The organism is Mesorhizobium sp. L-8-10, assembly GCF_016756635.1.
GTDB lineage: Bacteria > Pseudomonadota > Alphaproteobacteria > Rhizobiales > Rhizobiaceae.
Map to the genome: position 1 here is coordinate 5,609,285 of NZ_AP023263.1, position 14,359 is coordinate 5,623,643.

13 protein-coding genes are annotated in these 14,359 nt (G+C 64.8%); 5 read left to right on the forward strand and 8 right to left on the reverse strand.

Annotated elements, in window-relative coordinates; all coding sequences use genetic code 11:
* Positions 1 to 75: 75 nt before the first annotated feature.
* The 6 genes from JN280_RS26280 to JN280_RS26305 all read right to left on the reverse strand — a co-directional run bounded on the left by JN280_RS26280 (position 76) and on the right by JN280_RS26305 (position 6,321).
* Positions 76 to 1,689, reverse strand: a complete 1,614-nt coding sequence (locus JN280_RS26280; RefSeq protein ID WP_202306687.1) for an AMP-binding protein — start codon at positions 1,687 to 1,689, stop codon at positions 76 to 78.
* Positions 1,690 to 1,727: 38 nt separating this feature from the next.
* Positions 1,728 to 2,210: a hypothetical protein gene (locus tag JN280_RS26285; RefSeq protein WP_202306688.1), complete on the reverse strand. Its 483-nt coding sequence runs from the start codon at positions 2,208 to 2,210 to the stop codon at positions 1,728 to 1,730.
* A complete protein-coding gene (locus JN280_RS26290; protein WP_202306689.1) occupies positions 2,207 to 3,250 on the reverse strand; it encodes a phosphotransferase family protein in 1,044 nt (347 codons plus the stop codon). Before JN280_RS26290 ends, JN280_RS26285 begins: the two co-directional genes overlap by 4 nt.
* Positions 3,251 to 3,317: 67 nt before the next feature.
* Positions 3,318 to 3,842, reverse strand: coding sequence for a TRAP transporter small permease (locus JN280_RS26295; protein WP_202306690.1), 525 nt, complete (start codon positions 3,840 to 3,842; stop codon positions 3,318 to 3,320).
* 9 nt (positions 3,843 to 3,851) lie between these two features.
* Positions 3,852 to 5,162, reverse strand: coding sequence for a TRAP transporter large permease (locus JN280_RS26300; protein ID WP_202306692.1), 1,311 nt, complete (start codon positions 5,160 to 5,162; stop codon positions 3,852 to 3,854).
* A 64-nt stretch (positions 5,163 to 5,226) separates the two neighbouring features.
* The gene (locus JN280_RS26305; RefSeq protein WP_202306694.1) at positions 5,227 to 6,321 is read right to left on the reverse strand and encodes a hypothetical protein; all 1,095 of its coding nucleotides are present in this window, start codon (positions 6,319 to 6,321) and stop codon (positions 5,227 to 5,229) included.
* Positions 6,322 to 6,595: 274 nt separating this feature from the next.
* Between JN280_RS26305 and JN280_RS26310 the strand changes: the two genes are divergently transcribed.
* Entirely contained in the window at positions 6,596 to 7,213 is a 618-nt protein-coding gene (locus tag JN280_RS26310; RefSeq protein WP_202306696.1) for a TetR/AcrR family transcriptional regulator, read from the forward strand.
* A gap of 71 nt (positions 7,214 to 7,284) precedes the next feature.
* Here the strand turns inward: JN280_RS26310 and JN280_RS26315 are convergent, their stop codons facing one another.
* A complete protein-coding gene (locus JN280_RS26315; protein WP_202306697.1) occupies positions 7,285 to 8,148 on the reverse strand; it encodes an SDR family NAD(P)-dependent oxidoreductase in 864 nt (287 codons plus the stop codon).
* On the reverse strand, positions 8,141 to 9,382 hold the full coding sequence (locus JN280_RS26320; protein ID WP_202306698.1) for an acyl-CoA dehydrogenase family protein: 1,242 nt from the start codon (positions 9,380 to 9,382) through the stop codon (positions 8,141 to 8,143). The genes JN280_RS26315 and JN280_RS26320 overlap by 8 nt, the downstream gene beginning before the upstream one ends.
* Positions 9,383 to 9,674: 292 nt before the next feature.
* Here JN280_RS26320 and JN280_RS26325 point away from each other — a divergent pair, with 292 nt between their 5' ends.
* Genes JN280_RS26325 through JN280_RS26340 form a run of 4 tightly spaced genes read left to right on the forward strand, consistent with a single transcriptional unit; the run spans position 9,675 to position 14,355 of the window.
* Positions 9,675 to 10,457 (forward strand): enoyl-CoA hydratase-related protein, encoded by a 783-nt coding sequence (locus tag JN280_RS26325; RefSeq protein WP_202306699.1) that lies wholly within the window; start codon positions 9,675 to 9,677, stop codon positions 10,455 to 10,457.
* Between the two features lie 6 nt (positions 10,458 to 10,463).
* Positions 10,464 to 12,332, forward strand: a complete 1,869-nt coding sequence (locus tag JN280_RS26330) for an acyclic terpene utilization AtuA family protein (protein ID WP_202306700.1) — start codon at positions 10,464 to 10,466, stop codon at positions 12,330 to 12,332.
* The gene (locus tag JN280_RS26335; protein ID WP_202306701.1) at positions 12,329 to 13,852 is read left to right on the forward strand and encodes an acetyl-CoA carboxylase biotin carboxylase subunit; all 1,524 of its coding nucleotides are present in this window, start codon (positions 12,329 to 12,331) and stop codon (positions 13,850 to 13,852) included. Before JN280_RS26330 ends, JN280_RS26335 begins: the two co-directional genes overlap by 4 nt.
* Entirely contained in the window at positions 13,852 to 14,355 is a 504-nt protein-coding gene (locus JN280_RS26340; RefSeq protein ID WP_202306702.1) for an acetyl-CoA carboxylase biotin carboxyl carrier protein subunit, read from the forward strand. The genes JN280_RS26335 and JN280_RS26340 overlap by 1 nt, the downstream gene beginning before the upstream one ends.
* Positions 14,356 to 14,359: the final 4 nt, after the last annotated feature.

Here is a 14,359-nt window from a genome sequence, read left to right on the forward strand (position 1 = left end):
ATTGTTGATCCCCAGCACCGTGCCTTCCGACAATCGATGTCTCGTCCCGATGGTACGGTCGGCACGCCGGCGCCGTCAGGCGCGGCCGATCTTCTCGCGCTTCACCACGATGCCGGCGGCATCGCGGTCCCATGTGTCAGGCGTCAGGCCCTCGACGCGAAGCTTGACCTTCTCGATCTTGGCTGTCGGCGTTCGCGGCAGGGCATCGACCACGCGCACGTAGCGCGGGATCATGAAGTGGGCCATGCGCGGCCGCAGGAACTCGATGAGATCGGCAGGGTCGAAAGCCTCGCCGTCGCGCAAGGCCACGACCGCCATGACCTCATCCTCCGCGATCTCGCTCTTCACGGCGACTGCCGCCGCCTCGCGAATGGCCGGGAAGGCCAGCACCTCGGATTCGACCTCGAAGGACGAGATGTTCTCGCCGCGGCGGCGGATCGCATCCTTCAGACGGTCGACGAAGTAGAAATTACCTTCGGCGTCGCGGCGGAAACCGTCGCCGGTATGGAACCAGCCGTTGCGCCAGGCCGCCGCCGTCGCTTCCGGATTGCCGGCATAGCCATGGTTCATCGCCCAGGGGCAATCGGTGCGCACCACCATCTCGCCCACGGCGCCGATCGGCACCTGGCAGTCGTTCTCGTCGACGATCCTCACATCGACGCCCTTGCGCGGCCGACCGGCGCTGCCAAGTGCGGTCGGGTTGGCCTCGGACACGATCGGCATCGATATCTCGGTCATGTTGAAATGGGTGTGGATGTCCGTACCGAAGCGGGCATGGAACTGCGGCGCGGTGTCGTTGAGCGGCACGTAGGTGCAGGTGCGCAGCGTGTGCGTCTTGTCGTCCGGACTCGGCGGACGCTTCAGCAGGAAACCGCCCATCACGCCGAGCAGGATCGTGGTCGTGATGCCGGTCTTGCTCACGGTCGGCCAGAAGGACTCCGTATCGAAGGCGTCGACCATCGAGATCGATCCGCCATGAATCAGCATGGCGGTGACAGGCATCACCCCGCCCGAATGGAACATGGGCAGGTTCACCATGTAACGGTCGTCACCGGACAGGAACGGCGCGGACACGGCCATGTTGTAGAGATGGACATAGGACGACAGCACGCCCTTCGACGGCCCGGTCGTGCCCGAGGTGAAGATGATCGACTGCAGGTCCCAGGGGACGATCTCGCGATCGAGCGCGGGCGGCGTTTCGTCATCCGATTCCACAGTGCCGGCCGGGTGCAGGACGAGCTCGTCCACCGGATCGGCCTGGCCGCCCAGCACCACGATCTCACGCAGCATTCTCCTGTCGATGTCGGCGAGCCTTTGGTGCAGATCGGCGTGGACTATGGCGAGACGGGTCTCGGCGAGCCCGATGGCGTGCTGCAGCAGGGTTCCCTTATAGGCGAGATTGAGCGGCACGAAGACCGCGCCGAGATAGTTGAGACCGAACCAGATGCGCAAACAATCGGGCCCGTTGGGCAGCCATACCAGGACGCGCTCGCCCTGCCTTACGCCGAGCTTGCGAAGCGCATTGGCGGTGCGGATCGCGATGCGCTGCATTTCCGCATAGGTCCATTGCCGGCCGTCCGGGAAGATCGCGAAGATCTTGTCGGGCTGCTCGGCCGCCCAGCGCTCGATCATGTAGCGCTGGATGCACTGCTCGGGCTTCGGCATGCGAGGATCGACGTGATACCCCATTCCTGACCTCCCGGCCCCTCTCTGGGCCTCGAAAAACGCTATCGCGCCGTCTTTGCGTCCGTGCCGCTGGCAATCTCGGCAAAGAGCGGCTTGCGCGTAAGCTTCATCTCGCGGGCCACATCGTCGTGGATGTGCTGCTTCAAAAGGCCGAGCGCCTGCCGCCGGGCCTCGCCTTCGCCACAGCCGTCGTGGATGGCGCAAAGCACGTCGCCGATCGCCGCGTCGAGCCTGTCTCGCTCTGCCTGAAGCGCGCCGGTCGACATCGTCGCGGGCGGCGTTCCTGCCGAGGCAGAGGGGAACTCGGGCATGAGTTCGCCGACGCTGCGCAACAGTGCGGTCTTCTCCGACACCGCCTCCAGGATCGGCTCACGCGCCCATTCGATGCGTGGCCCGATATTGTTGAGCAGGTCGATGACGCCGACCGCCTGGCCGCGCGCATATCCGTCGGTCACGTTCGGGATCACATCTGCCCGCAGCGTCGCCACGATGCCTTCGATCAGCCGCTCCAAGGGAATGTTCATGCAGCGCGCTCCATGGCCGTTTCCAGTTGCAGGAGCATGCGCGGAATCTGGGCGCCCATGCCGGCCATGCGCAGATCGTTGAAACCGCGCTCGGCGAAGCAGTGTGTCGCCCCGTAGTGCATGACCGCCAGCTTGTAGGTGCCGAAGGCCTCCCAGTAGCGGATCGCCGACAGGCTGACGTCGATGCCGGTCAATGCGGCATAGCGGTCGCGCAGTTCCTCGCGCGGGAAGAAATGGCACATATGAGGCGAGCGACCACGCCAGGCCTGCAGGCAGATCCAGCCGAGGTCCTCGATCGGGTCGCCGAGCCGCACCAGTTCCCAGTCGAGCATGGCCGTGATGCGGCCGTCGGCCTCGAGGAAATTTCCGATGCGGAAGTCGCCATGCACAATGGCGATCCTGGGAGCGACGGGCGCGTTGTCGCGCAGCCAGATCGCGGCCATTTCCAGCATGGGGACGCGACGCGGCGACCAACGGCGCAGCAGCCCTTCCCAGAGGCCGATCTGATCGGACGCGGTGCGATTGACGTCGGTCGAGCCGTCGATGCCGGCAACTGGCGTCCCCCGCCAGTCGAAATTGTGGAGCGACGCGAGAGCCGCGACGAACTGGCCGCCGAGATCTTCACGCCTGCGATCGTCGAAGGCGGGGCCGCCATCGTGGGTCCAGGGGATTGGCGCTTCGCCGGCGACCAGGTCGCAGACGAAGAAGGGCGCACCGAGCACGTCGCTCTCGTCGCGGTACCAATAGACCTTTGGCACCGGAACGCCGCTGCCCTGCAACGCGTTCAAAGTAAGGAATTCCGGCGAGGCCTTGTATGGAGCGAAGATCCCGTTGGGCGGCCCGACACGCAGGATGAGATCGCGCTCGACGAGCCTCTCGCCATCATCCCAGCTTGCGCGAAATCCGTAGGTCACCCAGGAGAATCCGACGGTGAAGCGGCGAAGCGGCCCCACCGTGACGGCACCACCGATCTGGTTCCGAAGGAAGCCGGCGAGCCGGGCCCGCACGGTCTCGCCATCGAAAGGATCAAAGGTCGCCACGTGTCCTCCTGTCGTGTCCAACTGGCAACTTGTGTTCCGGCTATCAGCCACTGTCAACAAAAATGAACTATGATTCATTCTTCATTTTTGTTGTCGTGGCGACGAGGATCCGCACATCGGCGGCCAGGAGCCGGGCCATTTCCAGAAGCATCAGCGCGAAGGCCAGCGGCATCATCAAAAGGACCGGCCAGAGCGGCCAGAAATTGGTGCCCACCTGCATGGGCCTGCCGCTCTGGATGCTGCCCCAGACGAAGCGCGTCACGAACCACAGCGCGATCCCGTAAATCACGATCTCCACGGCGAGCACGAAGGCGGAGACAACGGTCCGCCAGAATGGCGATAGCGCACCCGGGAAGCTCTCGAGGCGCGGAAACGTCTTTTCGCGATGCGCCGTCGGCAGCGCCCAGAACACCATGAGCGGAAACAGGATGCGTTCGATGATGTTGTAGGCGCCCGGTATCAGGTCGAGATGTAGGACATATCTGCCGAAGACGCTGATGACGGTCATCAGCATCATCGCGAGCAGGCAGAGGCCGGCGCCGATCGAGGCCATGCCCCATTCGAATTGCCAGATCAGCTTCCAGAACCGCATGACGTTGCCTCAATTGAGATGGCTGGGGAGCCAGGTGACGACGGCAGGGAAGATCATCATCGCCGCGGTGACGACGACCGCGGCGACCGAGGAAAAGATCATCACCGGTCTGAACACCGGTCCCACCGGAACCCTGGCCGCCGTCGCCGCCGAGAAGGCGACCAGTCCGACCGGCGGCGTCAGCAGGCCGAGCGAGATCATGAAGCAGGCCATCACGCCGAACCAGATGAGGTCGATCTGCGCGGCTTCGATCATCGGCAGGACGATCGGCACCATCAGCACGATGATAGTCACCTCCTCCATGAACATCCCGGCGATGAAGATGCCCGCCAGCAGGATCACCACCAGGAGATAGGGCTGGTCGAGCAAGGGCGCGACGAAAGCGAGAATCTCGGTCGGAAGGCGGGAAAAGGACAGGAAGCGCGAGAAGATCTGCGCGCCGATCAGCAGCATCAGCAGCATGGCGCTGACCTTGACCGAATCGACCAGGGCCTCGGCGATTTCGCGAAAACCGACGCGGCGCATCGCGATCATGCCGACGAAGGCCGCGAAAGCGCCGATCGCTCCCGCCTCGCCGACCGTAACCACGCCGCCATAGATGCCGCCGAAGACCACGAGCATCAGCGCGATGACGAAGAGGAATGCGCTGAACGAACGCCTGAGCATCGCCGGGTCTTCCGGCTCGTCACCCCCAACGCCGTCGACCGCGCCCGGCCGGATCTCGCCGAAGATCCTGAGACAGAGGATATAGACGGCAACGCACAGCAGACCCGGTCCGACCGAGCCCATGAACAGGTGCCCGATCGGAATGCTGGTCAGCGAACCGTAGATCATGATGAGCAGGCTCGGCGGGATGATCACGGACAGGGATCCCGAGACCGCCGCCAGCCCGACCGAAAAGGACCTCGTATAGCCGACGCGCTCGAGTTCGGGCCCGGCGAGCGTCGCAAGCGCCGCCGCGCTGGCTGTGCCGGAACCGGAGACGGCTCCCAGCAATCCGCCGGTGACGATCGTCGCGATGCCCAGCGGGAAGCGTCGATAGCCGGCAAGCCGATGCCCGACCCGGAACAGGTCGACGATCACGCCCCCGCGCAACAGAAGCTGCGCCATCAGCAGATAAAGCGGAATGATCGAGAGGGTATAGGCCGAGGCCGTGTAGAAGATATCCTGACCCAGGATGCCGCCGAGCACCCCGGGGCCCGTCCATAGCAGGATCCCGACAATGCCCGCGCCGAGCAGCACGGTCGCAACCGCCTGCCCGAGCGTCAGGAATGCGACGAACCAGAGCGCGACGAACCAGATGATCAGGTCTTTCGACATGGTCTGTCCCGGCCAAAGGAAACGAGGAAAGGTAACGGACGCGAACGGGCGCGCCCAAGGCGCGTCAGAGCCCGAGATAGGCGGCCACGCCTTCCGGCAGCTTGCCTCCTTCGGCCATGATCAGCTCCGCATAGAGTTTTGCCGTCGCCTTGGCCGGGTGGCCGTTCGCCTCTGTCTTCTCGATCCAGGCGAACCAGGTCTCGGCGCCGGCCTTGCCGATATGGTCCTGCATTTCCTTCGACAACTCGCCGACCGCAACGAAGGAGCCGCCGTCGTCGGCGATCGACTTTTCCTTCACGACGCCGACATTGGTTTCCCACATCTGGGCGTTCTCGGCCCCGATGCGGCGTGCGGTTTCGTCCCACAGCTTCTTCTGCTCGTCGGTGAGACCGTTCCACATGGCGTCGCTGATCGCCAGATAGCTCTCCCAATGCCCGATCGAGACATCGGTGATCGAATGCCGAAGGAGCTGCTGGATCGAGTAGGACGGCCAGTCCGAGATCGCGATGATGATCCCTTCGATCGTGCCGCGCGAAAGCGCTTCATAGGCCTGCGGTCCCGGCAGCGTCACCGGTGTCGACCCGAGCTTTTCCAGCACGATCGTATGGATGGCCGAACCGGCCCGCAGCGGAACGCCCTGGAAATCCCCCGGCTCCTTGAGAACCTTCTTCACGGTGGAAATGGAATAGGGGGCGGTTGCGCCGAGCGCCCAGGCGCGGATGCCCTTGTCGGCGATTTCGTACTGATAGAAAGTCTTGCCGTCCTTCAGCTCGACATCGGAATCGAGAAGCTTCTGGAAGGCCCGCGTGACCATCGGCGAATCCGTTCCGTAGGTAGGCAGCTGGGTCACGTCCGACAGCGGAAACTGGCCTTCATGATAAGGGGCAAGCAACGGCGCGGCGACCTGGATCGCCCCGCTGGTCAAGGCGTCGAGCTCGCGCCCGACCGAGGTCAGTTCGCCTGCGTAGAAACGCGTGAAGGTGATGTCCCCGTTGCTGCCCTTTTCGATCGCATCCGCGAAGGGGTTCATGTGGTGGGCCACCCACATGTGCGGCTGCCCGAGGCCGGTCGAAATGATGAGTTCAGCCGCCGTCGCGGGCGCGGCAAGTGAGGCCGCGGCCAAGGCCGCGGCGAGCAGTTTCCCGGAAAATTGGTTCATCGTCTCCTCCCTCTGTCCGCACGACACCGTTCGCGGACCGTCAGGCCCACGCGCCGGCTCTCCTGCTGTCGTATGCCGCCGGCCTCCACCGGCGCTGGCTCCGTCGAAGCCCTTGACGCTCCTCCTCGAGCACGAATGGAGCGTACCGCATTTACGTCTGAAGTAAAGCGAAATGAATCATGGCTCATAATTCATTTCATTGACACGGCTTTCGCCTGCCACTAGCTTGGGCAGTCCGTGCATTCCTTTCAGATCCAGTCATATTGCGGTCACGATGACATTAGCCAGACCCGCGAAACGTCGGCCCAACCGCGCCGAGAAGGCCGAGGCGACCCGAAACGCGCTGTTCGATGCGGCGGTCGAAATCGTCGGAGAATATGGCTACGCGGGAACGTCGATTGCCCGTATCACCGATCGCGCCGGTGTGGCCCAAGGCACGTTCTACAACTACTTCGAGTCGCGCCAGGATCTTCTCGACCAGCTCCTGCCGGCGATCAGCCGGCAGCTTCACTCCCACATCCGCGAGCGTGTGCTCGCGGCCGACGGCGCGATGGAACGCGAGCGCGCGCGCATCTCGGCCTTTTTCGAGTTCCTCGAACAGGCGCCGCATCTGTTCAAGATCCTGAGCGAGGGACCGGTACAGGCGCCGGAGGGCTTTCGCCGGCACCTCCAGCAGCAGACCGAGAGTTACCGCCGCGCGATGAAATATGAGCTCGACCGCGGCAATCTGCGCATCACCGACCCTAACGAGATCGAGGTGGTGACCCACATGCTGCTCAGCGCCCGCGAATATCTGAGCGCGCGCTTCTGTTTCGTCGACGGGCGCTACACCCGGCCACCTGACTTCGTGGTCGATACCTACATGAAGTTCGCCGGCACGCTCTTCAAATAGCCGGACGGTGGGCGCGAAACAGGTGCCGCCAGCTTCCACGTGACATTGAGAGTCGGCGTCCGGCATATCCGTCAGCCCTTGAAATAGTCGGGCTTGCCGATGGTCCACGTCTCGCCCCAGAGCTGAGAACCACCCGCGACGTTCAGTACTTCGCCGGTGACATAGGCTGCCGCAGGCCCGGCGAGATAGGCGCAGGCCTCCGCAACTTCCCACGTCGTACCGTTGCGCATCATCGGATTGGACTTCGGATAGGCCTCGAGCGCGTTGGGATCGTAGACGCGCCAGCCCGGCGTCTCGATCACTCCAGGCGCGATGCAGTTGACGCGGATATCGAGCGGCGCCCATTCCACGGCCAGCGCCTGCGTCAGGCCGACGACGCCCGAGCGCGCCGCGATGGTGTGCGCGACCCCGTGCAGTCCCTGCCGCGTTACCACGACGATGGTGACGATGCTGCCGGGCCGACCGGCGTCGCGCCACAGCCGAGCCGCGCCCTGCATCATGTGCCAGGTGCCGTTGAGGTTGGTATTGACGACCGTATTCCAGCCCTTCACCGAGAAGTCGATCGCGGCCTGCGGGAACTGGCCGCCGGCGCTGTTGATCAGGATGTCGAATCCGCCCGCCTCCGCGACCCGGCCATACAGGCCGGCGACGCTCTCGGGCTCGCGTATGTCGACCGTCATGCTGTCGACATCGAGCCCTCTCGCCCGCATGGCCTCCACGGCGGCGGCCAGCTTCTCGGCGCTGCGGCCGGCGAGGATCAGCCTGGCGCCGAGCCTGCCCATGAGCCAGGCCGTCGCGCGGCCGATACCGCCGGCGCCGCCGGAAACGAGCACAGTCTTTCCGGCATAGGCGCCCTCCCGATAGACGGTCGGGTGGACGGCGAGTTCGTCGTCGCCCAGCCCGTAGGCGGGCGCATCCGCTGCCGGCTCAGCCATGGCGCTTCATGTCCCCCAAGAGTTCGCCCGAGATGATCATCTTGCGGACCTCGGTGGTGCCCGCGCCGATCTCCATCAGCTTGATGGAACGGTAGAGCCGATTGATCTCGGACTCCCAGATATAACCCATGCCGCCATGGACCTGGACCGCCTTGTCGAGCACGGCATGGCAGGCTTCGGCGGCATGCATGACCGAAGCGGCGGTCAGCATATGGATGTCGCCTCGTCCGCCTCCGCCCACCTCGAGCGGCGCCGCCGCCGCGAGCGTTCGGTATGTGAGCGCGCGCATCGTCTCGACCAGCACATACATCTCGGCCAGCATCGACTGCACCATCTGGAACGAGCCGATCGGCTTGCCGAACTGCTGCCGCGTCTGCGCATATTCGACAGAGAGCTGCAACGCCCGCTCAGCGATGCCGAGGCAGAGGGGCGAGATCATCGCCCTTTCCAGGTCGAGACCGCTCATCACGATCGAGACGCCGCGATTCTCCTCGCCGACGAGATTGTCGGCCGGAACGCGGCATTCGTCGAACACCAGCTCGCCGGTCTGGCTGCCGCGATAGCCCATCTTTTCGAGCTTCTGTGCGACCCGGAAGCCGGGATAGTCCTTTTCGACGATGAAGGCCGAAATGCCGTGGGCGCCCTTCTCCCTGTCTGTCTTGGCATAGATCAGGAGCACGTCGGCGATCGGCCCGTTGGTGATGAAGATCTTGCTGCCGTTCAGCACATAATGATCGCCCTCGCGCCGGGCGGTGGTCCGCATGGAGCCCAGCGCGTCGGAACCGGCGCCGGGCTCGGTGAGGCCCAGCGCGCCAATCTTGCGGCCAGAGCAGAGGCCGGGAAGATACTTCTTGCGCTGGACCTCGTTGCCGTTGCGATAGATGTTGTTGGCGCAGAGATTGTCGTGGGCCACCCAGCCCAGCGCCAGCGCGTGGTTCCACCGCCCCAGCCCCTGCAGCACGAGGCCGGCGGCCATCAGGTCGAGGCCAGCGCCGCCATATTTCTCCGGGATGCTCACGCCGAAGAGGCCGTTGTCGCCGATCTTGGCGAAGGCGTCTTCGGGCCACCACTCCTCGGCATCCATGCGCTCGGACAGAGGATAGAGCTCGTTGCGCGCGAAGCGGTCGGCCTGGTCGAGGATATTGCGCTGATCCTCGTCCAGATCGAATGCGGAAGCACGATTGCCTCCCATGAGATTCGCATCGTGGGTGTCCAACTGATCTACCTCCCGCATCCGCTCACCTCCCGCAGGAGATCGCGGTCATCGGCAAGCGGCCAACGCCCGCTTCCGCCTCGCATCTGTAATGAATACGCTTCATCAATGGAAAGAGGTTGGTTGTCAACCGCAAAATCGCGGCCAATGCCGCCAAATTCGGCCTGCACTGTTCAGATAGGAAGAAATATACAGCCAGCTCGATCTATCGCCACTCCCAGGAGTTGACATCACTGATGAATTGAAATCATTTATATCGCAGGACGGTCGGAGACCGGGCGCAGCAAACACCAAAACGGAGCCAGGGACGAAAGTGACAGGACCGGTACGCATCGAGCGCAAGGGCGCCACGCTGACCATCGTCATCGATCGCGAGGCGCGCCGCAACGCGCTGAACGAAAGCGTCGCGCTCGGCATCGCCGCCGGGATCGACCAGGGCGAGGCCGACCGGAGCATCCGCGCCATCGTGCTCACCGGGACCGGCGACAAGGCCTTCTGCGCGGGCGGCGACCTTCAGCCGGCGGCCGACGGAACGCCGTTCACCATCGATGCCGCCGACCCCCGCCATTATGTGGCGCGGCTGTTGCGACGCATGGATGCCTGCCGGCTGCCGCTGATTGCGCGCGTCAACGGCCATGCGCTCGCCGGCGGTTTCGGCCTGGTCTGCGCCTGCGATATGGTCGTGGCGCGCGACGATGCCCTGCTCGGCGTCACCGAGGTCAAGGTCGGCCTCTTTCCGATGATGATCCTGCCCTACCTGCTGCGCGTCGTGCCCTACCGGGCGATGATGGAGCTCTGCGTGACCGGCGAGTCGATCACTGCAGCCGAGGCACTGAGCCACGGCTTCATCAACTACGCCGTCCCGGCAAACGATCTCGACGCAAAGACCGAATGGCTGGTGGAGCGCGTCGTCACGAAGTCGCCGACCGGCATCCGGCTCGGCAAGCAGGCGCTGACCAAGATCCGGGAGATGTCGACCGACAGCGCGCTGGAATATGCGCAGTTCATGCTCGCCAACATGGCCCGCACGAAAGACGCTCGGGAAGGTTTCGCGGCCTTCAACGACAAGCGCAAACCTGAATGGACGGCGGAGTAGGCAGCCATGAAGGAGATCGTCAGGATCGGTTGCGGCGCCGGCTTCTGGGGCGACAGCCCCGAAGGATCGCGTCAGCTCGTACGCGCCGGCGGCATCGACTATCTCGTGCTCGATTATCTGGCCGAGATCACCATGTCGATCCTCGCCAGGATGAAGGCCAAGCGCCCCGATCTCGGCTATGCGACCGATTTCGTGACCATGGTGATGCAACCGCTGGCCAGGGAGATCGCCGACAAACGCATTCGCGTCGTGACCAATGCAGGCGGTGTCAATCCCGAAGCCTGCCGCGATGCGCTGGCCGCGGTGTTCAAGGCCGCCGGAGTGGATCTCAAGATCGCCGTGGTGCGCGGCGACGACCTTTCCGGACGGATCGAGGATTATCGGCGCGTCGGGGTATGTGAAATGTTCAGCGGCGCGGCCCTTCCCGAACGCATCGCCAGCGTGAACGCCTATCTCGGCGCCTTTCCGATCGCGGCCGCGCTCGACGCCGGTGCCGACATCGTGCTCACCGGGCGTTGCGTGGATTCGGCGATCGTGCTCGGGCCGCTGATCCATGAATTCGGCTGGAAGGTAAGCGACTACGATTTGCTATCGGCCGGCAGCCTCGCCGGCCATGTCGTCGAATGCGGCACCCAGGCGACCGGCGGCATCATCACCGATTGGCGCGACGCGGCAGCCGGCTGGGACAATATGGGCTTTCCGATCGCCGAGTGCCGCGCCGACGGGACATTCGAACTGACCAAGCCGGCGGGAACCGGCGGACTGGTCAGCCCGATGACCGTCGGCGAGCAAATCGTCTACGAGGTCGGCGACCCCGCCGCCTATGTGCTCCCTGATGTCACCTGCGACTGGACCAGGGTGAAGCTGGAGCAGACGGGCAAGGACCGGGTGCACGTCTCCGGCGCCAGGGGACGCTCGCCGACGGGTTCCTTCAAGGTAAGCGCGACCTATGCCGACGGCTATCGCGCCGCCGTCACCATGATGATCGCCGGTCGCGACGCGGTCGAGAAGGCCGAGACGGTCGGCAAGGCGATCCTCGCCCGGTCGACAAGTCTCATGCAGGAGGCCGGCCTGCCCGGCTTCTCGGAGACCTCGGTCGAGGTTCTCGGCGGCGAAGCGAGTTATGGCAGATCGAGCAGAGCGCGGACATCACGCGAGGTCGTGCTCAAGATCGCCGTGCGTCACCCAAGCAAGGAAGCCCTGCAGATCTTCGGCCGCGAGATTTATCCGGCAGCGACCGCAATGGCCCAGGGGCTGACCGGCTTCGCCGGCGGCCGGCCCGAGCCGCAACCCGTCGTCCGGCTGTTCTCGTTCCTCGCCCAGAAAGGCGGCGTGCCGGTCGAGGTGGAGATCGACGGCAAGGCCATTCCGGTGGCAGCCTCCCTCGGCAGCCCGGCGGCATCACCCGAGCGAGGAGAAAAACCAGATCGCGATGCCGATTCCGCCCCGTCTCTGCCGGCGCCGGACGAAACGGGAGACCACAGGATCGCGACCGTCCCCCTTGTCGCGCTTGCCCACGGCCGAAGCGGCGACAAGGGCGACATCGCCAATATCGGCGTGCTGGCCCGGCGCCCCGAATTCGTGCCCGTCCTGAGGCAGGCTCTGACGCCCGATACGGTGGGTGCCTATCTCGCCCACTTCGCCAAGGGCAAGGTCGAGCGTTACGAATGGCCGGGCCTCGATGCCTTCAACTTCCTTCTTCACGAAGGGCTCGGCGGCGGCGGCATCGCCTCGCTGCGGCACGACCCGCAGGGCAAGGCGATGGCCCAGATCCTGATGGACATGCCGGTCAGTGTGCCCGCGGCCTGGCTGGTGCCGGGCGGCCCTCTTGCCGGCTGGAAAGAACAGGGCGCAATGCAAGGAACCGGCAAATGACCAGGCATGTGGTGGCGCCCAGCGCCGAGACGCCGCTCGCGCCGGCCCCGTTCCGGAAAGTGCTCATAGCCAATCGCGGCGAGATCGCCTGCCGGGTCATCCGCACGCTGCGCGAGATGGGCATTGCGTCGGTTGCGATCCATCATCGCGTGGAATCCGGAGCGCGCCATGTGCGCACGGCCGACGAGGCGATCGAGATTGCCGGCGACACACCGGTTGCCGCTCATCTGGACGGGAACCAGATCGTCGCGGCAGCCCTTTCCTGCGGCGCCGACGCGATTCATCCCGGTTATGGATTCCTCTCCGAAAATGCCGGCTTTGCCGAAGCGATCGCCAAGGCCGGCCTCACCTTCGTCGGGCCGGACGCCGAGACGATCGGGCTCATGGGCGACAAGATCTCCGCGCGCAATTTCGCGCAGGCGCACGGCGTCCCCGTGGCCCCCTCGGTCATGCCGACCGGCGATATCGAAGCCTTTGTCGACCAGGCGGCGGCGATCGGTTTCCCGCTGCTGATCAAGGCCGCGGCCGGCGGCGGTGGCAAGGGCATGAACATCGTGCGTTCGGCGTCGGAGCTCAAGGAGGCCGCCCGTATCGCCGCCAGCGAGGCCAAACGCTATTTCGGCGACAGCCGGGTCTATGCCGAAACCTATGTCGAGCGCCCACGCCACATCGAGGTTCAGGTGCTGGGCGACGGCCAGGGCAACGCCATCCACCTCTTCGAACGCGAATGCTCGGTGCAGCGCCGCTTCCAGAAGATCATCGAGGAAGCGCCGGCCGCAAGCCTTCCGCCTGAAATGCGCGACGAAATCTGCGCAGCGGCCGTGAAGCTCGCCGCAGCCGCGCGTTACAAGAATGCCGGGACCGTCGAGTTCATCCTCGGGGCGGACGGCCGGTTCTTCTTCCTCGAAATGAACACCCGCCTCCAGGTGGAGCATCCCGTGACCGAGATGATCACCGGGCTGGATCTCGTGCGAGCCCAGTTGGAGATCGCGGCCGGGCGGGGTTTGCCGGCCACGCAGGAACAAGTCGTCATCGCCGGTCACGCGATCGAGTGCCGTATCTGTGCCGAGGATCCGGGGCGCGATTTCATGCCGGAGACCGGCGCGATCCAATATCTCGGCGTGCCAGAAGCGCCGTTCATCCGCTTCGAGAACGCCCTGCAGAACGGGCAGAAGATCACCGCCGACTTCGATCCGATGCTGGCCAAGCTGGTCGTCTATGGCGGCGATCGGAACGAGGCGATCGACCGATCGGTCGCCGCTCTCCACGAACTCGCTCTGCTTGGGGTCACTACCAATACCGACTATCTCGCGAGGGTGCTGGACCACTTCGCATTCCGATCCGGCAGCCTGCATACCGGCTTCGTTGCCGAGCATGCGTCCGCCCTCGCTGCCGGCGAGCTCGACACGGCAACCCTCGACAATGCGCTGATTGCCGCCGCGCTGGGCTTCCGCGAATTCCACGACATGGCCTTCGACGTGCCCGAGCCGCACGCCACCATCGGGTACTGGAGAAACTGATGGCGTTCAAACTTACGGTCGACGGCCATCCGCATACGATCGAAATCGTGCGGCGACGGCCACACCTCGTCCTGCGGATCGACGGGCGGGAACACGAAATCTCACTGACCGGCAACTCCGGCGACGGCCGCCAGACGATCGAGATCGCAGGCATTCCCTTCCATTTCACCAGGGCCCATGCCGGAGATCGCCAGATCGTCCGGTTCGGCGGGCGCACCTTCCTCACCGGAATTGTCGATCCCCGTTCTGAAGCCGAAGGCGGCGGCAGCGCCCAGGATCACATCAAGGCGCCGATGCCCGGAGCGGTGGTTTCGGTCCACCGGTCCGCCGGTGATGCCGTCAAGCGGGGTGAAACCATCGTGACCATCGAAAGCATGAAGCTGCAGACGGCGCTGGCGGCGCCGCGCGACGGGGTCGTCGCCGAGATCCTGCGCGGGGAAGGCGCGACCTTCGAGAAGGACGAGATAATCGCGCGGCTTGAAGAAGAAGCCGGAAAGGCCTGATATC

Coding starts and splice junctions, on each gene's coding strand:
- JN280_RS26280 (WP_202306687.1), bottom strand. CDS start 1,689: ATGGGGTATCACGTCGATCCTCGCATGCCGAAGCCCGAGCAGTGCATC.
- JN280_RS26285 (WP_202306688.1), bottom strand. CDS start 2,210: ATGAACATTCCCTTGGAGCGGCTGATCGAAGGCATCGTGGCGACGCTG.
- JN280_RS26295 (WP_202306690.1), bottom strand. CDS start 3,842: ATGCGGTTCTGGAAGCTGATCTGGCAATTCGAATGGGGCATGGCCTCG.
- JN280_RS26300 (WP_202306692.1), bottom strand. CDS start 5,162: ATGTCGAAAGACCTGATCATCTGGTTCGTCGCGCTCTGGTTCGTCGCA.
- JN280_RS26305 (WP_202306694.1), bottom strand. CDS start 6,321: ATGAACCAATTTTCCGGGAAACTGCTCGCCGCGGCCTTGGCCGCGGCC.
- JN280_RS26310 (WP_202306696.1), top strand. CDS start 6,596: ATGACATTAGCCAGACCCGCGAAACGTCGGCCCAACCGCGCCGAGAAG.
- JN280_RS26315 (WP_202306697.1), bottom strand. CDS start 8,148: ATGGCTGAGCCGGCAGCGGATGCGCCCGCCTACGGGCTGGGCGACGAC.
- JN280_RS26320 (WP_202306698.1), bottom strand. CDS start 9,382: ATGCGGGAGGTAGATCAGTTGGACACCCACGATGCGAATCTCATGGGA.
- JN280_RS26330 (WP_202306700.1), top strand. CDS start 10,464: ATGAAGGAGATCGTCAGGATCGGTTGCGGCGCCGGCTTCTGGGGCGAC.
- JN280_RS26335 (WP_202306701.1), top strand. CDS start 12,329: ATGACCAGGCATGTGGTGGCGCCCAGCGCCGAGACGCCGCTCGCGCCG.
- JN280_RS26340 (WP_202306702.1), top strand. CDS start 13,852: ATGGCGTTCAAACTTACGGTCGACGGCCATCCGCATACGATCGAAATC.